Source organism: Pseudomonas sp. S12(2018) (assembly GCF_024355235.1).
GTDB classification, from domain to species: Bacteria; Pseudomonadota; Gammaproteobacteria; order Pseudomonadales; family Pseudomonadaceae; genus Aquipseudomonas; species Aquipseudomonas palmensis.
In genome coordinates, this window is the sequence record NZ_QLAD01000008.1 from 77,763 (window position 1) to 100,172 (window position 22,410).

Genomic DNA, 22,410 nt, shown 5'->3' on the forward strand with positions numbered 1-22,410 from the left:
CCGACGCTGCGAGACACCATGATCATTTCAGCCTCTACCGACTACCGCGCCGCAGCCCAACGCAAGCTGCCGCCCTTCCTGTTCCACTACGCCGACGGCGGCGCCTACGCCGAGTACACCCTGCGCCACAACGTCGAAGACCTGGCCAGCATCGCCCTGCGCCAGCGCGTTCTGAAGAACATGTCCGAGCTCAGCCTCGAGACCCGCCTGTTCGATGAAACCCTGAGCATGCCCGTGGCCCTGGCACCGGTCGGCCTGACCGGCATGTACGCCCGGCGCGGCGAGGTGCAGGCGGCACGTGCCGCGGCGGCCAAGGGCATCCCCTTCACCCTGTCGACCGTGTCGGTGTGCCCGATCGAGGAAGTGGCCCCGGCCATCGACCGGCCCATGTGGTTCCAGCTCTATGTGCTCAAGGACCGCGGCTTCATGCGCAATGCCCTGGAGCGTGCCAAGGCCGCCGGCGTGACCACCCTGGTGTTCACCGTGGACATGCCCGTACCCGGCGCACGCTACCGTGACGCCCACTCTGGCATGAGCGGCCCTAACGCACCGCTGCGGCGCATGTGGCAGGCCATGACCCACCCCCAGTGGGCGCTGGATGTAGGCCTGCTGGGCAAGCCCCACGACCTGGGCAACATCTCCAAATACCGCGGTAGCCCCACCGGCCTGGCCGACTACATCGGCTGGCTGGGCGCCAACTTCGACCCGTCGATTTCCTGGAAGGACCTGGAATGGATCCGCGAGTTCTGGGATGGCCCGATGGTGATCAAGGGTATTCTCGACCCGGACGACGCGCGCGACGCCGTGAAGTTCGGTGCCGACGGCATCGTGGTGTCCAACCACGGCGGTCGCCAGCTCGACGGCGTGCTGTCCAGCGCCCGTGCCCTGCCGGCCATCGCCGATGCGGTCAAGGGCGACCTGAAGATCCTTGCCGATTCCGGTATCCGCAGCGGCCTGGACGTGGTGCGCATGATCGCCCTGGGCGCAGACACCGTACTGATCGGCCGTGCCTTCCTCTATGCCCTCGCCACCGCAGGCGAAGCGGGCGTGAAGAACCTGCTCGACCTGTTCGAAAAGGAAATGCGCGTGGCCATGGTGCTGACCGGCGCCAAGTCCATCAGCGAGATCACTCGCGATTCGCTGGTACGCGAATTCGGCGCCTGACCGCCTGCCCCATCACCGCCTGATTGTCCGGGGCACGCGGCGCGATAGACGCCGTGGCCCCGCGAGGAGTTTGCATGAGCCTGCCCACCGCGTTTCTCGACTCGGTTGAACGCCTGATCCCCCGTGAGCGCCGCTTCGACGACCCCACGTCTACCCTGGCCTTCGGTACCGACGCCAGCTTCTACCGGCTGATCCCCAAGCTGGTGGTGCGCGTGGAAAGCGAAGACGAAGTGGTGGGCCTGCTCCAGCTGGCCCAGCGCGACCGCGTGCCGGTGACCTTCCGCGCCGCCGGCACCAGCCTGTCGGGCCAGGCCATCAGCGACTCGGTGCTGATCGTGCTGGGCGACAACTGGAACGGTCGCGAGATTCGCGAGCAAGGCCGGCAGATCCGCCTGCAACCTGGCGTGATCGGCGCCCAGGCCAACGCCTGGCTGGCGCCGTTCGGACGCAAGATCGGCCCCGACCCGGCGTCCATCAACGCCTGCAAGATCGGCGGCATCGTTGCCAACAACGCCAGTGGCATGTGCTGCGGCACCGCCCAGAACACCTACCACACCCTGGCCGGCCTGCGCCTGGTGCTGGCCGACGGTACCCGCCTGGACAGCGAAGACCCGGCCAGCGTCGCGGCCTTCCAGAGCAGCCATGCCGACCTGCTCGAATCGCTCGCGCGCCTGGGCCGCGAGACCCGCGCCAACACCGAACTGGCTGCGAAAATCCGCCACAAGTACCGGCTCAAAAACACCACCGGCCTGTCGCTCAACGCCCTGGTCGACTACGACCAGCCACTGGACATCCTCAACCACCTGCTGGTGGGCTCCGAGGGCACACTGGGCTTCATCAGCGCGGTTACCTACGACACCGTGATCGATCACCCGCACAAGGCGTCGGCGCTGATCGTGTTCCCGGACGTGGAAACCTGTTGCACCGCCGTCACCGTGCTGAAAAGCCAGCCGGTATCGGCCGTGGAACTGCTCGACCGGCGCAGCCTGCGCTCGGTGCAGGACAAGCCCGGCATGCCGGCCTTCGTGCAGCAGCTGTCCGAGGGTGCGTGCGCCCTGCTGATCGAGTCCCGCGCTGCCACCCAGACACTGCTGCACGAGCAGTTGGGCCTGATCATGGCCTCGCTGGCGCAATTTCCGGTCGAGAAACAGGTCGACTTCACCGAAGACGCCAAGGAAAACGCCAAGCTCTGGGCCATCCGCAAGGACACCTTCCCGGCCGTCGGCGCCGTGCGCAAGACCGGCACCACGGTCATCATCGAAGACGTGACCTTCCCGGTCGAGCAACTGGCCATCGGCGTCAACCGCCTGATCGAGCTGTTCGAGCGGCACCACTATGACGAAGCCATCCTGTTCGGCCATGCGCTGGAGGGCAACCTGCACTTCGTGTTCACCCAGGGTTTCAACAGTACCGAAGAGGTCGCCCGCTACCAGGCGTTCATGGACGACGTGGCACACCTGGTGGCGGTCGAATTCGGCGGTTCGCTCAAGGCCGAGCATGGCACCGGGCGCAACATGGCGCCGTTCGTCGAACTGGAATGGGGCCACGATGCCTACCAACTGATGTGGACGCTCAAGCGCCTGCTCGACCCCAACGGTATCCTCAACCCGGATGTGGTGCTCAGCAACGACCCGCAGATCCACCTTAAAAACCTCAAGCCGTTGCCCGCCGCCGACGAGATCGTCGACAAGTGCATCGAGTGCGGCTTCTGCGAACCGGTGTGCCCGTCCAAGGGGCTGACCCTGAGCCCGCGCCAGCGCATCGTGATGTGGCGCGACATCCAGGCCAAGAAGCGCGCCGGGGTCGATACCACCACGCTTGAACGCGACTACCAGTACCAGGGCATCGACACCTGCGCCGCCACCGGCTTGTGCGCCCAGCGCTGCCCGGTAGGCATCAACACCGGCGAACTGGTGAAGAAACTACGCGCCCAGGCTGCCAGCCACGTGAAAACAGCCGAATGGCTGGCGGAGCATTTCCACACCGCGCTAAGCGGCGCCCGCTTCACCCTGCGCGCAGCCAACGGTGCCCGCCGCCTGTTGGGCGCGCCACGTCTGGCCCGTATCAGCCAGTCGTTGAGCAAAGCCAGCAACGGCCGCCTGCCGCTCTGGACGCCGGCCATGCCGCAGCCCCTGCAGCCCATCCAGTTCAGCCCGGCGAGCAACGATGCGCGGCCCCGCGTGGTGTACCTGGCGGCCTGCGTATCGCGCGTCATGGGCCCGGCCGCTGGCGATCGCGAACAGACCTCGCTGCTGGACAAGACCCGCGGCCTGCTGGAAAAGGCCGGCTACCAGGTGGTGTTCCCCGAGAACCAGGACAGCCTGTGCTGCGGTCAGCCGTTCGCCTCCAAGGGCTATGCCGAACAGGCCGAACACAAGCGCCAGGAACTGATCGGCGCGCTGCTGCATGCCAGCCGCGGCGGGCTCGACCCGATCTACTGCGACACCAGCCCGTGCACCTTGCGCCTGGTGCAGGACCTCAAGGACTCGCGCCTGGACCTGTATGACCCGGTGCGCTTCATCCGCACCCACCTGGTGGACAAGCTGGAGTTCACCCCGCAGGACGCACCCATTGCCGTGCACGTGACCTGCAGCACCCAGCACCTGGGCGAGAGCCAGGCGCTGATCGACCTGGCACGGCGTTGCAGCAAAGAGGTGGTGATACCCGAGGGCATCCACTGCTGTGGGTTCGCCGGCGACAAGGGCTTCACCACCCCCGAACTGAACGCACATTCACTGCGCAGCCTAAAGGACGCCGTGCAGTACTGCAGCGAAGGCATCTCCACCAGCCGCACCTGTGAAATCGGCTTGAGCGAGCATGGCGGCATCGACTATCACGGCCTGGTGTACCTGGTGGACCGGGTGACCAGAGCCAGGGCGCTGTGAGCCAAGGCGGCTCCTGCACACCGGCAGGAGCTGGCCTTGCCGGCGAACAGGCCATCTGCCACAACATCCGTCTGAACCCCTGGCATCGGCCGCAGTCCATGCAAATAGGCCCCTTATCCTGAGGCCTTCCCAGCCAAGGAGATTCACATGAAGCGTACTGCGATTACCGGACTGTTCCTCAGCGCCGCACTGCTAGCCTCGCCTGTGTTCGCGGCGGATAAAGACCTGTGTACCAGCAACCTGCAGAAGATCGACGACCAGATGGCAACCATGGGCGCGACCTCCGAAGGGCTGGACGATGCGCTGAAGCAGCATGTGGCTGACGCCAAGGCCGCGCAGGCGGCGGGCAACGACAAGGATTGCATCACCATCAGCGCCAAGGTGCTGTCGCGCCTCGAGAAGACCGACAAGGGCGGCAACGGTCAGTAACCTCGGTGGGCGACCGGACCGGTAGTCGACGTCGCCCGACCGATGGCGTATACTCCGTCACATGCACCCGAAACGGTGCTAGCGCTAGAGCAGTAAAAAATGGGGCCGATTAGGATTCGACGCCGGTGATGAAACTCTAGGTGCATGCCGAGTTGGTAACAGAACTCGTAAATCCACTGTTGCAACTTTCTATAGTTGCCAATGACGAAAACTACGAGGGTTACGCTCTCGCTGCGTAAGCAGCCGAGCCCGCTCTCCTGGTAGCTTCGGCTCCAGCAATCACTAGGGGATGCCTGTAAACCCGAAGTGATTGTCATACAGAACAGGATCGTCGTGTAGCACGTTGGGGGCAAAGCGACTAAAACTTACCCAACTCGTCCAAAGCACCCTGCCCGTCGGGCGGCTGCGGATTAACTCAATAGACACGGCTAAGCATGTAGTACCGACAGCGGAGTACTGGCGGACGGGGGTTCAAATCCCCCCGGCTCCACCAATTCAACATCTAAAGACGTCCACGGACGTCTTTTTTTGTGCCTGAAATCCAGTAAATTCGGGGCTTTCAGCGCTTTTGCGGTCTTTTGAGAGTTTTTGAGTTCCAGTCATTCGGGTATTCCAGACGGTATTCCACCTCACCCGGCGCTAATCTTTGGAATACCGAATCAGTGCTGAGGACAATCTCATGCCTGCTCAAAACCTCCGCCTCTCCGATCGACAGCTCAAGGGAGTCAAACCCGCGTCCAAGGTTTACGTCCTTACCGACGGTGACGGTTTGCAACTTCGTGTACGCAGCAACGGCTCTCTGCTTTGGAATTTCAATTACCGTGAACCGGTGAACAAGAACCGCATCAACATGGGCTTGGGCACCTACCCAGAGCTCTCGCTGGCGAACGCCCGAAAGATGGCGGTCGAAGCACGCGAACTGCTCGCCCAAGGCATCGATCCGAAGGTGCAGCGCGATACGTTGAATGAGGCGAAGCGCGCAGAAACGGAACACACCTTCGAGAACGTGGCCACCGCTTGGTTCGAGCTCAAGAAAGACTCGGTGACCCCTGCCTACGCCGAGGACATCTGGCGGTCGCTCACGCTGCACGTGCTCCCCGATTTGAAGACGACACCACTCACCAAAATCGCCGCGCCGATGGTGATCGCGTTGCTTCGACCAATAGAAGCGAAAGGCAGCCTGGAGACGGTCAATCGCCTTAGCCAGCGGCTAAACGAGATCATGACCTACGGCGTGAACTCCGCCTGATCTTCGCCAATCCGCTCAGCGGCATCAGGGCAGTATTCAAGAAGCCCAAGAAAGAGAACATGGCTGCGCAGCCGCCCGAAGAACTCCCCGAGCTCATGCTGGAGACCGCGAACGCCAGCATCAAACGCACCACCCGCTGCCTGATCGAATGGCAGTTACACACAATGACTCGCCCCGCCGAGGCGGCAACTACTCGCTGGGCAGACATCGACTTTGAAAGGCGTGTCTGGACTATTTCACCGGAGCGGATGAAGAAGCGCCGCCCTCACAGCATCCCGTTGAGTGATCACGCCGTCGCATTGTTGGAGTCACTGAAGACTCACAGCGGCCATCGCGAATACGTCTTCCCGGCAGACAGAAATCCACGCACCCACGCCAATAGCCAAACGGCCAACATGGCGTTGAAACGTATGGGCTTCCAGGATCGCTTGGTCAGCCACGGCATGCGTTCGATGGCCAGTACTATCTTGAATGAACATGGGTGGGACCCGGAACTCATTGAGGTCGCATTGGCGCACGTCGATGAGGTGCGTAGCGCCTACAACCGAGCCGACTACATCGAGCGCCGGCGCCCGATGATGGCCTGGTGGAGTGAGTACATCCAGAAAGCCGCCACCGGCAGCCTGCTCGCCTCAGCGTACGGCCAAGTCAGAGACAAGAACGTGGTGCCGATTCGCTAGCGCTGTACAGGCGCAATAACGGCAGCAACAACTGAACGTTCAAGATTCGGGGCAAGCAACCTCGCTTATCCGCTTCTCAGCACGGGTCCTTCCAAACAGGGCTGCAAAGCCGCCCTGTTTGGAAGGACCTCACTTTGAAGAGCTAAAAGCGAACACGTTGTCCAGGATTTACCACGGAATTCCACCGGTGGATAACCGCTCTTAAAGCCCAAAGTGGCGCCGAATTTCGACCCTTGACCGGGTTTATCCACAGGCGTAGAACTGGCCGTGCAAACGCTGTCGATGACAGCAACCCAGGTGGCCCGAACCTTGAAGGTCACGCCGCTCTTGCGGTGGTTCTCCCCCCAAATGGCGATTCGCATCCGGCAGCTCGCCCGGTCACCTCCCCGGTGATGGATGCCTACTTCAGATCATGGCCCTCGTGCGCCAGATGACACTTCCTACTTCGCTGCCCTGCAGCAACCTATCCGCTTGGCCGAATCTTGCGCCAACCTGCGCCCGTCTCTTTCTTCTGGAAAGAGACGGGCGCTCATGACACTGCTGCAGCCCTGATCCCACAAGGCTTTGCGGCAATCCCCCTCGTGACAATCGGCGTGACAAACGCCGATGTCACCAGCAACAGCGTTGTAGTTGATGGTGCCGCAGACCAAGGAATGGACTGCACCTGACTGACAGTCAGGCATGCCCCGGTCAACACATCGCTGCGTTCACCCGACTCAAGATCTATAGGCGCTGGTCTTGTCAGCCAGTGCTGCCTCCACCCGCCCACCGGTATCGGTGCTGAGGAGGCCAGATCATGAGATGCCCTTGCTCCCGGTCGTAAGGAGCCGCCAGTCCCGCGTAGAGGACATTCCCCACAGGTCGCAGGGGCCTTGATCCCTGATAACACTCAACATTCTTGGCGGGATGACGTGGGGCGAGGATCGGAGAGCGGATGATGAGGTGACTGACATGGCATTGGTGGGTAGACGCGATGGCCGCAATTTCGGTTACGGCAGGCAATTGAGCTACGCAGGGCCGCAAGCGCTGAAAGACATGTTCGGCAGCGGTCATTACGGCACGGTCAAAGCGCACTGTGATCGGTGGCAGGCATTCGTCAAATGGTGCCGTTCCGAAAAGGGGCCCGGTATCAATGATGCGCGGCAGATTGATCGAGAGATCTTGGCAGACTACGCAGCGTACCTGAGTGACTTGATTATGCGCGGTGATTTAGCTGTCAGTAGCGCACAAAACCGGCTGTCCAGCGTTAACAGGACTATGGCAGCGCTTCGTGGTGATCAGTACGTGAAATTGCCAAGCCCGAGCAAGGCGTTGGGTATGCAGCGCACCGGGGTTCGTCACTTGATTCCACAGGGCCAAGACCACGAACAGATTAAGCAGATCGTCGACGCACTTTGTAGTCGTGATCAATTAAGAGCCGCAGCGATCGTTCTGTTGGCGCGAGCCACTGGCATGCGTTTGCGAGAAGCCATCTTGGCTGACCTGCCCCGATTGAGTCGTGAAGCTGATCACTTAGGCAGGATCAACATCCAGGACGGCACCAAAGGCGGCCGCGCCGGTGCATCGGCACCTCGTTGGATTACGGTGGACGAGCATGTTCGAGGAGCGCTTGGATTTGCAGACGAGGTGTCGCCAACAGGAAGTCGCAATTTGATTGCTCTAGGCGAGAGCTACCTGAGCGTTCTGCAGAAAATCGTCCGTCCTGCGCGGGACACGCTGCATGCACACAAACTCAAAGGCTTCCATGAACTACGAGCGGCGTATGCGTGTGAGCGCTACGAACAGATCACCCAGCACCGTGCGCCTATCAACGGCGGTGAATGTTGCCAGATAGATCGGTGCCTTGATCGTGAGGCCCGACGACAAATCAGCTATGAACTGGGGCACGGACGGATTGACGTGGTAGCCGCCTACATTGGAGGGCGGACATGAGAAAGCAATTCGACATGGAGCTGTTCTTGGCTGGCGTGCTGACCGGGTCGCATGCGACGCGACAGCGCCATTTGCAGCAAGCAAAGATCATCCAAACTGAGATTGCAGAACGCTGGCAGCGAGAAACACCTTGGGCTTGGCAGAGAAAGCATGTGGCTTGGTTCCTCGAGCATCGCCTAGGCCGGTGCAGCGAGCTGACGCGGTATTATTATGTGCTGACTATACGGCTGCTCGCTCGTCGGCTTGAAAAATCATGGGTGTTCGACCGTTGAGCGAGGGGCTAAGGTTTATAGTCTTGACCAGGTGCCATCGACCAATCTATACCTTGGTAATCTTTTAATGATGCTGTGACCTTATCCATCATAGTAGAGAAGACCACAGCCTCACCACCTACTTCCACAACTCAATAGTAGGCTCATCCCTTGTAGAGTAGCGACCAAGTGTATAGGAGATATTATCTAGCCCTGAATCAATCATAGCAGCTGCATAGATTATTTGATGCCTAGCCTTAAGCTTGGCTGAGCGATTAACTAGCAATCGCTGAAAATTCTTACTGCTAACCTCTTCCACCCCCATGCTTTCTAATGTATCAATCATGCAAAATCTTGGATGCCGGAAAATTCTTCCTCACTTGCAGCAGCAGTGAATCCCGCAAAGAAACTGCTCTTCAATTTACTCCAAAACTTGCAGAGAAATAACTTTCATCATCGACTGTTAGCTACTTTTTCCAAAAGAAAAACTTAGACCCTTAGCCGAGCAATTAAGGCACCGCCCAACACTCGCGTCTATTACGAACCTCCGCAGCCGGACTTCTGCCTGGCAACGCTGCTGCTGGCGTGCTGGCTCGACCAAGAGCTAAGCGGCGCCAAGCCAACTAGCTGACTGTGAGCAGCCGCAAGGCTGCTCACTCTTCTTGCAAAGGTGTTTTTTTTTGATCGTCACGAAAATGAGCAAAACCAGCATGCAAAATTGCATCAATAGAGATGACGCATTTTTTCGCTTGACGAACAGCTAATCCAGGCCGATCATGACTGCATCATTGATTATGAAGCGGAGCAAGCGTGAAGCTCAGACAGGTTGCAAGCATCACGGCAGGCTATCCGTTCCGAGGCAAGCTACCAGAGGTAGCAGGCTCGTCCGTGGTGGTTGTGCAAATGCGGGATATCTCACTCACCGAAGGGATTCACTGGCGAGACTGCCTAGGCACAGAACTCACAGGCAAACGCGAGCCCGACTACCTCACACCGGGCGATATCTTGGTGGCAGCACGGGGTAGCCACAACTATGCCGTACACGTCGACCAAGCCTTGCCAGCCAGCGGCAAGCAAGCCGTGGCCGCGCCGCATTTTTTTGTTGTGCGTCTAACGAAGAAAGAGATCTTGCCCGCCTTTATGGTGTGGCTACTCAACCAGCAACCCGCGCAGCGCTATTTCGAGCAAAACGCCGAAGGCACACTGGCCAAAAGCATTCGCCGCAGCGTGCTGGAAGAGGTGCCCGTGGTTGTGCCGCCACTCGCCAAACAACAGACCATCATCGCTATGGCCAACACCCTGCGCGAGGAGCAACGCTTGATCCAGCAACTGATCACCAACGGCGAACGCATGATGATGGCGATTGCCAGCGACTTATACCCAGCGCCCAGCCGCTAAGGCTCGGCACCGTACACCCCAGCATTGAACAGGGCCAAACCCATGACCTGGCCTCTATAAAAGGAAGTAAACCAATGAACGACAAGATCAACCAAGACAGCATCAACAAAGCCCTTTGGGCGGCCTGCGACACCTTCCGCGGTACCATCAGCGCCGACACCTACAAAGACTTCATCCTCACCATGCTGTTCCTCAAGTACATCTCCGATGTCTGGCAGGATCACTACGACGGCTACAAAGCCGAATACGGCGACGAGCCGGAACTCATTGAAGAGATGATGAAAAATGAGCGCTTTGTGCTGCCCAAGCAAGCCAGCTTTTACGCCCTGCATGACCGCCGCCACGAGCCCGGCAACGGCGAGCGCATCGACCAAGCCCTGCACGCCATTGAAGAAGCCAACGGCACCAAGCTCAAAGACGCCGGCAAAAGCGTGTTCCAAGACATCAGCTTCAACACCGACAAACTCGGTGAAGAAAAACAGAAAAACACCATCCTGCGCCACCTGCTGGAAGACTTCGCCAAGCCCGAGCTGAACCTAAAACCCAGCCGCGTCGGCACGCTGGATGTGATCGGCAACGCCTACGAATACCTGATCAAAAACTTCGCCGCCAGCGGTGGCCAGAAGGCCGGCGAGTTCTACACCCCGCCCGAAGTGAGCGACCTGATTGCCGAACTGCTTGACCCGCAACCCGGCGACAGCATCTGCGACCCAGCCTGCGGTTCAGGCTCGCTGCTCATGAAGTGCGGTCGCAAAGTGGTGGCTAACCACGGCAGCAAGCAATATGCCCTCTACGGGCAAGAGGCCATTGGCTCCACCTGGTCGCTGGCGAAAATGAACATGTTCCTGCATGGCGAAGACAACCACAAAATCGAATGGGGCGACACCATTCGCAACCCCAAACTGCTGGATAAAAAAGGCGACTTGATGCTGTTCGACATCGTCACCGCCAACCCGCCTTTCAGCTTGGATAAGTGGGGTCATGACGAAGCCGAGCACGACAAATTCAGCCGCTTCCGCCGTGGCGTACCACCGAAAGCCAAGGGCGACTACGCCTTTATCCTGCACATGATCGAAACCTTAAAGCCCAAGAGCGGGAGGATGGGCGTAGTGGTGCCCCACGGCGTGCTGTTCCGTGGCTCCAGCGAGAGCAAAATTCGCCAGCAACTGATCGATGAAAACCTGCTGGATGCCGTCATCGGTCTGCCGGAAAAACTCTTCTACGGCACAGGTATTCCAGCAGCCATCTTGATATTCAAGAAGCACAAAACCAATAACCAAGTCTTGTTTATCGACGCCAGCCGCGAGTGCAAAGCCGGCAAAAGCCAGAACTTGCTCACCGCAGACAACATCGCCAAAATTGTCGCCACCTATCAGGCCCGCGAGAGCGCCGATAAATACGCCTATGTTGCCAGCCTCGATGAGATCAAAGAGAACGACTACAACCTCAACATTCCGCGCTATGTTGATACCTTTGAAGAAGAGGAAGTAATCGACCTGATGGTCGTGCGGGCTGAGCGTGAACAGCTGAAAACCCAACTGACCGAGCTGGAAACCGAGATGGCGAAGTATCTGGAGGAATTGGGATACGACGCACAGGGAAGTGCTCGTGCCGCGCGAGACGGGAACCCCAAAGCGGTGGGTGCCGGAGGTGTTGAATGAAAGCGCCTCTCGGATGGACTCACACAACTTTCGATAAACATGTTGATTGCTTAACAGGATTTGCATTCAAAAGCAGTGACTATTCAAGTGATGAAAAAGATGTCCGACTGCTAAGAGGCGACAACATCGAGCCAGGTAATCTTCGCTGGAAAGATGCTAAATTCTGGCCTGACACCGAACTCGACAGCTTTGAAAGATATCGACTTCAAGAGGGCGACTTTGTTATTGCGCTTGACCGCACCTGGATTTCAAGCGGGCTCAAGGTGGCTGAAGTAACTCCAGCCGACTTACCCTGCTTACTTGTTCAACGCGTAGCAAGAGTTAGGGCTAATTCGACATTGGAGCAAAGCTTGTTGCGTCAGTATTTTTCTGGCCACCGCTTTGAACAATATGTGAAATCAGTACAGACAGCGACTGCTGTCCCCCACATCAGTCCAAACGATATCAAAGAGTTCCCAGTAGCTTTACCCCCACTTTCCGAACAAAAGAAAATCACCAAAATCCTCTCCACTTGGGATAAGGCCATCACCACCACCGAACAGCTACTCGCCAACAGTCAGCAGCAGAAAAAAGCCCTGATGCAACAACTGCTCACCGGCAAAAAACGCCTGCTGGATAAGAATGGAGTCAGGTTTAGTGGGGAATGGAAGCGGGTCGAATTAGGCGATCTACTGGACTATCGACAGCCAACTCCCTATTTGGTTGAAAGTACGAATTACAGTGATGCTTTTTCTACGCCCGTTCTTACGGCCGGGAAGACTTTTATTCTCGGATATACAAACGAAGACTCGGGTATCTTTGCGGAAAACCTGCCCGTCATAATTTTCGATGACTTCACAACTGATAGCAAATTCGTGGAGTTTCCTTTCAAAGCAAAGTCCAGTGCAATGAAGATTTTGACTGCTAGACATGGTGTCTCAATCAGGTATGTATACGAAGCGATGCAATTGCTGGATTTCGCTGTTGGAGGTCACCAGCGACACTGGATTTCGATCTATTCACGCCTTGTTGTTCCTTTCCCAGAAAAAGATGAACAGAAAAAAATCGCCGAAGTGCTTTCCACTGCCGATAGTGAAATCACCAACCTGCAACAAAAGTTAGATGCCTTAAAGCAGGAGAAAAAAGCTCTGATGCAGCAGCTGTTAACGGGCAAGCGAAGAGTAAAAGTTGATGACCAGGAGGTTGCATAATGGCACTGAAGTTTTCTGGCACATTCGCAGATCTTACCGCCAAGTTTGTTACGCTTGGTGGAGAGTGGGATGAATCGCAACCGAATAAAAAGGTTCTTCGCCTTTCAGGCACAAGGGATTGATATCGATGGCTAAGCATTACGCCCCCAAATTTCAGGAAGAATACAGCGCGAAAATTCCTGCTCTCGCCCTGCTGGCCAATCTCGGGTGGTCGTTCTTGTCGCCTGCGCAGGCCTTGGCCGCTCGCGGTGGTCAAGCGGATCACGTTGTACTGCGTGAGCTGTTACGCGATGTGCTGCAAAAGCGCACCTTTACCTTTGCCGGTAAAGAGCATGCTCTGTCGGCCAAGTCGATCGACAACCTGATTACCGAGGTGTGTAGCCCGGCGCTCAACGAGGGGCTGCAAGCCGCCAACGAGCGGCTGTACAACCATCTACTGTATGGCATCTCGGTCACGGAATTTGTGGATGGTAAAAAAGCCAGCCCAACCATTGCACTGATTGATTGGCAAAAACCTGCCAATAACAGCTTTGTGTTCACTGAGGAATTTACCGTGACCCGCTCGGGCGGTGTCGAGAGCCGTCGCCCAGACGTCGTGTGCTTTGTGAACGGCATTCCCCTGGTGGTGATCGAGGCCAAGCGCCCCGATGGCAACAGCAAGAAAGGGCCGACGATTGATGAAGGCATTTCACAAAGCCTGCGCAATCAGCGCCATGATGAGATTCCGCTGATATTCGCCTATAGCCAGTTGCTGCTGGCCATCAACGGTACCGAAGGCCGTTATGGCACCTGTGGCACGCCAGCTAAGTTTTGGGCCGCGTGGCGCGAAGAAGACCTCTCGGATCTCGAGATGTTTGCCATTAAAAACCGCAAGCTCTCGGCCGAACAGCTGGCGGGCTTATTCAGCCACCGCGCGGCGAAAGACTTGGATTGGTATCAAAGCCTGACCGCAGCTGGCGAGTTGGCCGTCACCGGGCAAGACGCCTTGCTGATCAGCTTGCTGAGCCCGGTGCGCCTGCTGGAGATGACCCGCTATTTCACCTTGTTCGATAAGAAAGCCGGCAAGATTGTCGCCCGCTATCAGCAGGTGTTTGGCATCAAGCGGCTGATTGAACGCATCAATACCAAGAGCGTAACCGGCGGCCGTGAAGGTGGGGTGATCTGGCATACCACGGGCTCGGGCAAGTCGTTCACCATGGTGTTTTTAAGCAAGGCGCTGATTCTGCACGAAAGCCTGAAAGCCTGCCGCATTGTGGTGGTGACAGACCGCGTTGATCTGGAAACCCAGCTGAGTAAAACCTTTGCCTCGGGCGGCGAGCTGGCCGGTAAGAAAGATAAAGAAGCCGCCATGGCCACTTCAGGCAAGCGCTTGGCCGAGCAGATCGGCAAAGGCACTGAGCGGATTATTTTTTCGCTGATCCAGAAATTTAATACCGCCACTAAGCTGCCGGAGTGTGTGAACACCAGTGCCGATATCGTCGTGCTGATCGACGAGGGCCATCGTAGCCAAGGCGGCGAAAACCACATCCGCATGAAGCAGGCGCTACCCAATGCAGCGTTTGTCGCCTTTACCGGCACGCCGCTACTGAAAGACGACAAAACCACCAACAAGTTTGGCCCTATCGTGCATGCCTACACCATGCAGCGAGCGGTAGAAGATAAGACGGTGACGCCACTGCTGTACGAAGAGCGGATTCCCGACCTAGATGTGAATGAGCGCGCCATCGACAGCTGGTTTGCACGTATCACCGAGGGCTTAAGCGAGCAACAGCAGGCAGACCTAAAACGTAAGTTCGCCAAAAAGGGCCAGGTGTATGCAGCCGATGATCGTATCCGCCTGATCGCGCTGGATATTGCCAACCACTTTGTGAAGAACATCGACGCAGGCTTAAAAGGCCAACTGGCCTGCGACAGCAAGCTGTCGGCTATCAAGTACAAAAAGTACTTAGACGAAGCCGGCCTGTTTGAAAGCGCCGTGGTGATGAGCCCGCCCGACACCCGCGAAGGCAATACCGAAGTGAATGAAGCCAGCATGCCCGAGGTGGCGCAGTGGTGGAAAACCCATGTAGGCAACCAGGATGAGCAGGCTTACACCAAGCAGCTGGTGGAGCGCTTCGATAAGGACGACGACCTCAAGCTGCTGATCGTGGTGGACAAGCTGCTGACCGGTTTTGATGAGCCGAAAAACACCGTGCTGTACATCGACAAGCCGCTGAAAGAACACAACCTGATTCAGGCCATTGCACGGGTTAACCGCCTGCACCCGAAGAAGCAGTTTGGTTTGCTGATTGACTATCGCGGCATTCTGGCGGAGCTGGATACCACTATTGCCAAGTATCAGGACTTAGCCTCACGCACCCAGGGCGGCTACGATATCAATGATATTGCCGGCTTGTACAACCAAATGAGCACCGAGTACAAGCGCCTGCCACAGCTGTATAAACAGCTTTGGGCCATCTTCGACGGCGTAAAAAACAAGAATGACATCGAGCAGTTGCGCCAAGTGCTAGTGCCCAAAATTGAAGAGCGCGATGCAGAGCTGGTGGATGTGCACTTGAAGGTGCGTGAGGACTTCTACGAAGCCCTGTCCGAGTTTGCCAGTTGCCTGAAAGTTGCCCTGCAGTCGGCCACCTTTTTTGACGACAAGAGTTTCAGCGACGAGGATCGCCGGCACTACAAAGAAACCGTTAAACAGTTCTCCAGCTTGCGGCAGCTGGTACAGCAGGATGCTGGCGAAAAGATCGACTATGACGAATACGCCGAGCAGGTGAAAAAGCTGCTTGATAAGCATGTGGTCGGTGTCGAGGTGAAAGAGCCCGACGGTGTTTACGAAGTGGGCAAGATGGGCCAAAAGCAACAGCCGCAAGACTGGAGCGACGACAAGACCCGCAACGAAACCGACATCATCAAAACCCGTGTCACACGTATGATTGAACAGGAGCTTCGGGATGATCCCTACGCCCAAGAGGCCTTCTCGACACTGCTGCGCCAGGCCATTGAAGAAGCCGAAAAACTCTTCGATCACCCGCTAAAGCAGTACATGCTGTTCCGTGAGTTTGAAGAGCAAGTTCAAGAGCGCCGCCTGAATGACATTCCCGATGCGTTGGCTGGCCATCGCCATGCACAGGCGTACTTTGGTGTGTTCAAAAAGGTGTTGCCCGCCGCGCTGACGGTGTTCGATCAGCAGGTTCTGGGTATGTGGGTAAAGCTGGCCTTTGAGATCGACAAGTCGGTTGAGACCTCAGTAGCGGAACACTCGATTAGCCCGCAGAACATTGAAGCGGATATCCGCAAGAAGCTTTTGCCGCGCATGTTCCAGGAGTGCAAAGCCATTGGTGGCGGTATGGATCAAGCCAAAAAGATTGTGGAGATGATTGTGCAGATCACCCGTGTGGGCCTGAGCGGTATCTAAGCCTAATGAGCGTGCCGATTAAGCCTGACACCCAGCACATGAGCTTTCGCTACGGTGACGAACACATCGCTTTTGAGCGGGTAAAGCGCCCCCAAGCAACAGGCAAAGTGTTGATTAAAGTGTTGCCAGATTGCCGGGTTGTTGTTGCTGCACCTGCGGATGCCCGCGACGATGCGGTGCTCACTGCCGTGAAAAAGCGCGGGCGCTGGATTTATGAGCAACTGCGTGAGTTTCGCAAGCAGCTTGAGTACATCACGCCACGCCAATACATCAGCGGCGAGAGCCATCACTACCTTGGAAAACAATACCTTCTAAAAGTGATTGAGGCGCCCGAGCAGGTTCAGGGCGTTAAGCTGCTACGCGGCAAGCTGGAGGTTTCGGTTCGCAGCAAAAACACCGAGAAAGTAAAAGAGCTGCTTGCTGACTGGTACAAAGCGCGCGCCAAGGAAGTGTTCGCCAAGCGCCTTGAGGCCACACTGGAGCAAGCCCTGTGGGTGGCGGAGCAGCCACCGCTGCGTATTTTGACCATGCAAACCCAGTGGGGGAGTTGCTCGCCCAATGGGCGCATCACGTTGAACCCTCACTTGGTAAAAGCACCGCGTGAATGTATCGACTACGTGATTCTGCACGAGCTTTGCCACATCGCTGAGCATAACCATAGCGAGCGGTTTTACCGCCTGATGAGCCAGGTCATGCCGCGTTGGGAAAAAATCAAAGATCAGCTGGATGGCATGGCGCCACTAATCGCGCATTAAACAGCCTGTAAGTGCTCGCTGCCCTTGCGCTGGGCTAAAGGGCGCAGGCTTTTTGCCGGTAGCCTGCAGAGGACGAAGTCACAGCACCGAGACGCTCTTAAAAATACGCTCCCCAATTGAACCAGGATCGATCTAGCTTGGAGTGCAAGCCAGGAGGCTTTCGACGCTGCCATGGCCAAACATACATGAACCCTAGGGCGACCTGAGAGCAGCGATACCTAGCGGTCAAACGTGAAGCGTGAAGCGTGAAGCGTGAAGCGTGAAGCGTGAATCAACGATCAGGGTTCCTGAAATCAAATCCAGGTACACGTATTCCAAATGGTATTCCAAGTAAAAATCTAACCGGAAATTTTTATTGAATCTCAGCAAGTTAAAACATCAATACAGATTACCCCGGCACATCAAAAATATAAAAGACCTCTTCAAACGTCTTCTTTAAGCCTGAAAATCGAATAAACATCAAAGCTCCATCCATAAAAAACCGAAGCCCCCCCCCACCTCCCCCATAGTTTAGTAAACCCCAATCCAAGAATCGAAAAAGTCAGCTTTTACCCTCCTTACCCCCATGAAACCTTAGGGCACCACAAAACCACCTTAGGAGAACACTGCGCTGCGTGGCGAGCACTGCTGTTGGCTGTGCGGTTCGCCCTACAGCGCATGGAACGAGAACCGGATGTCTCTCGTCTGGGAGGACCGATTGATCCCGGTGTCTCGAGTGATGTGCAATCACCCTTGAACAGTAGGAGATAACAATAATGATCAAAGCTCTGAAATTCGCAGCACTCGCAACGGGGATAGTCACTGCCAGTCACGGCCTCGCGGCCGACCTCACCATCGTCTCCTTCGGTGGCGCCAACAAGGAGGCCCAGGTAAAGGCCTTCTACAAGCCCTGGCAACAAGCCCGGGGCAGCAAGATCATTTCCGGCGAGTACAACGGCGAAATGGCCAAGGTCAAGGCCATGGTCGATACCCGCAGCGTGTCCTGGGATGCCGTGGAGGTGGAGTCCGCCGAGCTTGCCCGGGGCTGTGAAGAGGGCATGTTCGAGACGCTGGACCCAGCTCAGATCGGCCTCGATACCAAGCATTTCGTTCCCGGCGCCATCCAGCCCTGCGGCATAGGGTTCCTGGTGTACTCGACGGTGCTGGCCTACAACACCAGCAAGCTGAAGCAAGCCCCCACCGGCTGGAAGGATTTCTGGGATGTGGAGAAATTCCCGGGCAAGCGCGGCCTGCGCAAGCTGGCCAAGTCGACTCTGGAGTTCGCCCTGATCGCCGACGGGGTAGCGCACGCTGACGTCTACACGCTGCTGGCCACCAAGGCAGGTCAGGATCGCGCCTTCGCCAAGCTGGATGAGATCAAGCCGCATATCCAGTGGTGGGAAGCCGGTGCCCAGCCACCTCAGTATCTCGCCGCGGGGGATGTGGTGATGAGCTCGGTGTACAACGGCCGCCTCTCGGCCAAGCAGAAGAAAAAGTACGACCTGGACATCGTCTGGTCCGGCGGCCTCTACGAGTTCGATTCCTGGGCTATCCCGCGGGGCGCTTCACGCCAGGAGAAAACCCGCGAGTTCATTGCCTTCACGCTCGACCCCGCGCAACAGAAAAGCTTCGCCGAACATATCGACTACGGCGCCGCCAACCTGCAGGCCATGCAACTGCTCGACAAGGACCGCATCGCCGAACTGCCCACCGCGCCAGCCAACCTTTCCCAGCAGGTGCCGGTAGACCCCCTGTTCTGGGCCGACCATGGCGAACAACTGGAGCAACGCTTCAACGCCTGGGCGTCGCGTTAACCCCCTGAACGGCCAGCCATGGGGCACTCACCCCATGGCTTTCGGAATCTGCCGAGCACAAGGTCAGACCTCCGTCATCACCACCATCACCTCGGCGTCACTCCCCGCCTCGCCCTCAGCCAGGTAGATGTGCCCGATCGCGCTGTTGAAATACACCGTCTCCCGGCAACCAACGCTGACGGATTCACCCGTTTCGAACTGAATGCGCACACGGCCCGAAAGCACCACGGCAAACTCCTGCCCGGGGTGGCGAATGTAGTCTTCGAACTGGCTCATCTCACGCGCGCAGATGCGGGCATACATCGGCGTCATGTTGCGCCCGGGAAAATCCCCCGCCATCGGGTGGTACTCGTAGTTGCCCGTGCTGTAACCCGCCGCCGTATCGATGGCCGTGCTCACCACCGTGGGCTGTACCGCACCCACGCTCACCTTGGCCGGGCTGAACAGCTGGGCGATGTCCACACCCAATGCCCGCGCTGCCGCCGCCAGCTTCTCGTAACTCACCGATACCTGCGCCAGCTCCATCTTCGACAGGGTCGACAGCGCCACGCCTGAACGCTCGGACAATTGCTTGAGCGTGAGCTTCTGGTTCTTGCGTATGACACGAAGACGGGCACCCACCTGGGCGCGATCTATCAAGGGGTGGTCCGGGGAACGCGAGACTGGATCGGAGCTCATGCAAACTTCTCTGCCATACGGAAACGATGCCTGGGCCAAGCCGGGCAAGGGCCAAAAATAATACCTCAAGGTAATAGGTTGACTGGAAAATTCTCATATCTTACATTTCTCGTATCTGAGAATTACAAGAACAGCGGCGAAGACATTGCTTTTCCCACTCGGAACAGGAGGCACCTCGGTATGCACGACAGCGAATGTTTCGATTTCGCCATCATTGGCGGCGGTATAGCGGGGGCCTCTCTGGCCTATCGCCTGGCTGGGCAAGCCAGGGTCGTGGTGCTCGAGCGCGAGAGCCAGCCGGGCTATCACGCCACCGGCCGCTCCGCAGCCATGTTCATGGAAAGTTACGGCACACCGCAGATCCAGGCCTTGACCCGCGCCAGCCGCACTTTCTATGAGCAACCGCCCGCTGATTTCACCGAGCATGCGCTGCTGGAGCCTCGCGGTTGCCTGTATGTCGCAGGCCAGGGGCAACAGGCTCTGCTGGAACAGACCTTCGCTGTCGGTGCAGCACAGGCTGGCAATGTGTCGTTGATCGATACCGAGCATGCGCTCGCGTTGGTGCCGTGCCTGAACCCGGAAGCAATGGTTGGCGCGATGCTCGAAACCGACGCCCGCGATCTGGACGTGCATGCACTGCACCAGGGCTTCTTGCGCGCCATGCGCCGTGCCGGTGGTGTGCTGCAATGCGATGCGCAACTGAGCGTCGCCACGCGCGAAGGCGGTCACTGGCACCTGACCCTGGCCGACGGTCGCCAGTTGCGCGCGCGCACGCTGGTGAATGCCGCAGGCGCCTGGGCTGATGAGGTTGCGCAGCAGTGCGGCGTGAAGCCCATCGGCTTGCAGCCCTGCCGACGCACAGCCTTTACCTTCGACGGCCCCCAGGGCATGGATTTCTCGCGCTGGCCCACGGTGATCGGCATCGACGAAAGCTTCTACTTCAAGCCCGATGCCGGCCAGTTGCTGGGCTCCCCGGCCAACGCCGCCCCCGTGCCGCCTCATGACGTGATGCCTGAAGAGCTGGACATCGCCACCGGCATCTACCACATCGAGGCCGCCACCTCCCTGACCATCCGCCGCCCGCGTCACAGTTGGGCCGGCCTGCGCTCGTTCGTCGCCGATGGCGACCTGGTGGTCGGCTGGGACAATCACCGCGAAGGCTTCTTCTGGCTCGCGGCACAGGGCGGCTATGGCATCCAGTCTGCGGCCGGCGTGTCGCAACTGGCCTGCGCCCAGTTGCTCGATCAGCCGCTGCCCCAAACACTGCTTCATCAAGGTGTCGAGCCACAGCGCCTGGCACCTGCCCGCTTGCGTTAATCACTCATCACCCACGAGGTTCAATGCCATGTCCGAACAACTGCAGCGTTACCCCAGCCATCTGCCCTACCCGTTCTCCAAGGCCATCCGTGTCGGCGATTTCCTGTTTCTCTCGGGGCAGGTACCAATGGACCCACAGGGCAACGTGGTGCTCGGGGATATCCGCGAGCAAACCGAGGCGGTCATGAGCCGTATCGGCGAAACCCTGACCGAGTGCGGTGTGGGGTTCGATCAGGTGGTCAAGGCCACGGTCTGGCTGACCGACATGCAACATTTCGCCGGTTTCAACGAGGTGTACAAGCGCTACTTCGACAATGGTTTTCCGGTGCGCTCCACGGTCGGCGGCAGCCAGCTGGCACTGGGGGTCGACGTAGAGATCGAAGTCCAGGCCTGGGTCGGCGCCCGCTAGCACACCCTTGCCGCCTGCCACTGCGATGCCCCGGCATGGCCACGGAAAGTGGCCCGCCCCATAAGCCCTAACAACAATAATTCGAGGGAAATCGTCATGAAAGAGAGCCTGAAAATAGCCGGCGCGTTCGTCGGTGTGATTGTCGGCGCCGGGTTCGCTTCCGGTCGGGAACTGCTGCTGATGTTCGTCGATTTCGGCGTATGGGGATTGCTCGGGACAGTGGTCAGCGCCTCACTGTTCATCTTTCTCGGCATGGCATTGGCAGGCATGGGCAGCCGCCTGCGGGCCAGCTCCCATAAAGACGTGGTGAACGCCCTGTGCGGACGCTACCTGGGCGCCTTCGTCGACCTGATGATCACCTTTTTCATGTTTGCGGTAACCGTGGTCATGCTGGCCGGTGGCGGTGCCCTGCTGGAGCAGCAGTTCGGCATCCCGGCCCTGTTCGGCAGCCTGGCGGTAACCGTGATCGTGGTCGCCATCGTGTGCCTGGATGTGCAGAAGGTGATTGGCATGATCGGCGCCGCCACCCCGCTGTTGATTCTCACGGCAGTAGCGGTGGCCCTGTATGGTGTGGCCACCCGAGGCCTGAGTTTCGGCGAGCTCGATCAACTGGCCAGCCAGCAGGACGCCGGCGCCAGCCATTGGCTGCTGGGGGCACTGTTGTACGTGTCCTACAACATCGTGGCCGGGGTGCCCTTTCTATCGATCATGGGCGGCACCGCAAAGACCGAGAAGCACGCCATCTGGGGTGGCATCTTCGGCGGCGCGTTGCTGGGGGTGCTGATGCTGGTGATGAGCCTGGGTCTGTTGTCGCGCCTGGACAGCGTGGCGGACCTGCCCATGCCCATGTTGTCCATCGCCACCGAGATTTCACCGGTGCTTGGCCTGGTGATGGCCGTGGTCATTTTCCTGATGATCCTCAACACCGCCGTTGGCACCCTGTACTCCTTTTCGGCGCGATTGCTGCCAGCGGGCACCCGCACGTTCCGCATCGGCTCGGCGGCCGCCGGCGCCCTGGCGTTCGTTGGCAGCCTGGTCGGGTTCGTCAGCCTGGTGGGTCAGGTCTACCCGCTGTTCGGCTACCTGGGCTTCCTGCTGATTGGCGCGGTCGTGCTTGGCTGGCTACGCGTCGGCCGCCTGGCCCAGGCTTGAGCAATCGACAGTGACGCGCTGATCGGGCGCGTCACAAATTGCATCGAACCGGCCC

General features: G+C 58.3%; 15 protein-coding genes, 1 other RNA gene and 1 pseudogene. 16 read left to right on the forward strand and 1 reads right to left on the reverse strand.

Annotated elements, in window-relative coordinates; all coding sequences use genetic code 11:
• Nucleotides 1-18 precede the first annotated feature (18 nt).
• The 13 genes and pseudogenes from lldD (at nucleotide 19) to DN388_RS19360 (ending at nucleotide 18,799) form a co-directional block, all read left to right on the forward strand.
• Nucleotides 19-1,164, forward strand: coding sequence for an FMN-dependent L-lactate dehydrogenase LldD (lldD, locus tag DN388_RS19300; RefSeq protein ID WP_043863842.1), 1,146 nt, complete (start codon nucleotides 19-21; stop codon nucleotides 1,162-1,164).
• Between the two features lie 74 nt (nucleotides 1,165-1,238).
• Nucleotides 1,239-4,049, forward strand: coding sequence for an FAD-binding and (Fe-S)-binding domain-containing protein (locus tag DN388_RS19305; RefSeq protein ID WP_255001703.1), 2,811 nt, complete (start codon nucleotides 1,239-1,241; stop codon nucleotides 4,047-4,049).
• 147 nt (nucleotides 4,050-4,196) lie between these two features.
• Complete coding sequence (locus tag DN388_RS19310; RefSeq protein WP_043863844.1) at nucleotides 4,197-4,478, forward strand: hypothetical protein; 282 nt, start codon at nucleotides 4,197-4,199, stop codon at nucleotides 4,476-4,478.
• Between the two features lie 101 nt (nucleotides 4,479-4,579).
• Nucleotides 4,580-4,971, forward strand: a transfer-messenger RNA (tmRNA) gene (ssrA, locus tag DN388_RS19315).
• 186 nt (nucleotides 4,972-5,157) lie between these two features.
• Nucleotides 5,158-6,407: pseudogene (locus DN388_RS19320) on the forward strand (integrase domain-containing protein).
• 951 nt (nucleotides 6,408-7,358) lie between these two features.
• The gene (locus DN388_RS19325; RefSeq protein WP_255001706.1) at nucleotides 7,359-8,339 is read left to right on the forward strand and encodes an integrase domain-containing protein; all 981 of its coding nucleotides are present in this window, start codon (nucleotides 7,359-7,361) and stop codon (nucleotides 8,337-8,339) included.
• Nucleotides 8,336-8,611: a hypothetical protein gene (locus DN388_RS19330; RefSeq protein ID WP_255001708.1), complete on the forward strand. Its 276-nt coding sequence runs from the start codon at nucleotides 8,336-8,338 to the stop codon at nucleotides 8,609-8,611. The genes DN388_RS19325 and DN388_RS19330 overlap by 4 nt, the downstream gene beginning before the upstream one ends.
• Nucleotides 8,612-9,400: 789 nt before the next feature.
• On the forward strand, nucleotides 9,401-9,988 hold the full coding sequence (locus DN388_RS19335) for a restriction endonuclease subunit S (RefSeq protein WP_255001710.1): 588 nt from the start codon (nucleotides 9,401-9,403) through the stop codon (nucleotides 9,986-9,988).
• Nucleotides 9,989-10,062: 74 nt separating this feature from the next.
• Nucleotides 10,063-11,649 (forward strand): type I restriction-modification system subunit M, encoded by a 1,587-nt coding sequence (locus DN388_RS19340; RefSeq protein ID WP_255001713.1) that lies wholly within the window; start codon nucleotides 10,063-10,065, stop codon nucleotides 11,647-11,649.
• On the forward strand, nucleotides 11,646-12,839 hold the full coding sequence (locus DN388_RS19345) for a restriction endonuclease subunit S (protein ID WP_255001715.1): 1,194 nt from the start codon (nucleotides 11,646-11,648) through the stop codon (nucleotides 12,837-12,839). The genes DN388_RS19340 and DN388_RS19345 overlap by 4 nt, the downstream gene beginning before the upstream one ends.
• Nucleotides 12,840-12,966: 127 nt before the next feature.
• Entirely contained in the window at nucleotides 12,967-16,251 is a 3,285-nt protein-coding gene (locus DN388_RS19350; RefSeq protein WP_255001717.1) for a type I restriction endonuclease subunit R, read from the forward strand.
• Between the two features lie 38 nt (nucleotides 16,252-16,289).
• Complete coding sequence (locus DN388_RS19355; protein ID WP_255001719.1) at nucleotides 16,290-17,006, forward strand: M48 family metallopeptidase; 717 nt, start codon at nucleotides 16,290-16,292, stop codon at nucleotides 17,004-17,006.
• Nucleotides 17,007-17,761: 755 nt separating this feature from the next.
• Nucleotides 17,762-18,799 carry an ABC transporter substrate-binding protein gene (locus DN388_RS19360; RefSeq protein ID WP_043863846.1) on the forward strand — a complete coding sequence of 346 codons (1,038 nt, stop codon included), beginning with the start codon at nucleotides 17,762-17,764 and terminating at the stop codon, nucleotides 18,797-18,799.
• Nucleotides 18,800-18,862: 63 nt separating this feature from the next.
• On the opposite strand, the gene DN388_RS19365 is transcribed toward DN388_RS19360, so the two are convergent.
• The gene (locus DN388_RS19365) at nucleotides 18,863-19,477 is read right to left on the reverse strand and encodes a helix-turn-helix domain-containing protein (protein WP_255001721.1); all 615 of its coding nucleotides are present in this window, start codon (nucleotides 19,475-19,477) and stop codon (nucleotides 18,863-18,865) included.
• A 180-nt stretch (nucleotides 19,478-19,657) separates the two neighbouring features.
• Here DN388_RS19365 and DN388_RS19370 point away from each other — a divergent pair, with 180 nt between their 5' ends.
• The 3 genes from DN388_RS19370 (at nucleotide 19,658) to DN388_RS19380 (ending at nucleotide 22,355) form a co-directional block, all read left to right on the forward strand.
• The gene (locus DN388_RS19370) at nucleotides 19,658-20,794 is read left to right on the forward strand and encodes an FAD-binding oxidoreductase (protein WP_255001723.1); all 1,137 of its coding nucleotides are present in this window, start codon (nucleotides 19,658-19,660) and stop codon (nucleotides 20,792-20,794) included.
• Nucleotides 20,795-20,822: 28 nt separating this feature from the next.
• The gene (locus tag DN388_RS19375) at nucleotides 20,823-21,203 is read left to right on the forward strand and encodes a RidA family protein (protein ID WP_058540570.1); all 381 of its coding nucleotides are present in this window, start codon (nucleotides 20,823-20,825) and stop codon (nucleotides 21,201-21,203) included.
• Nucleotides 21,204-21,299: 96 nt separating this feature from the next.
• Complete coding sequence (locus tag DN388_RS19380) at nucleotides 21,300-22,355, forward strand: hypothetical protein (protein ID WP_255001725.1); 1,056 nt, start codon at nucleotides 21,300-21,302, stop codon at nucleotides 22,353-22,355.
• Nucleotides 22,356-22,410 lie beyond the last annotated feature (55 nt).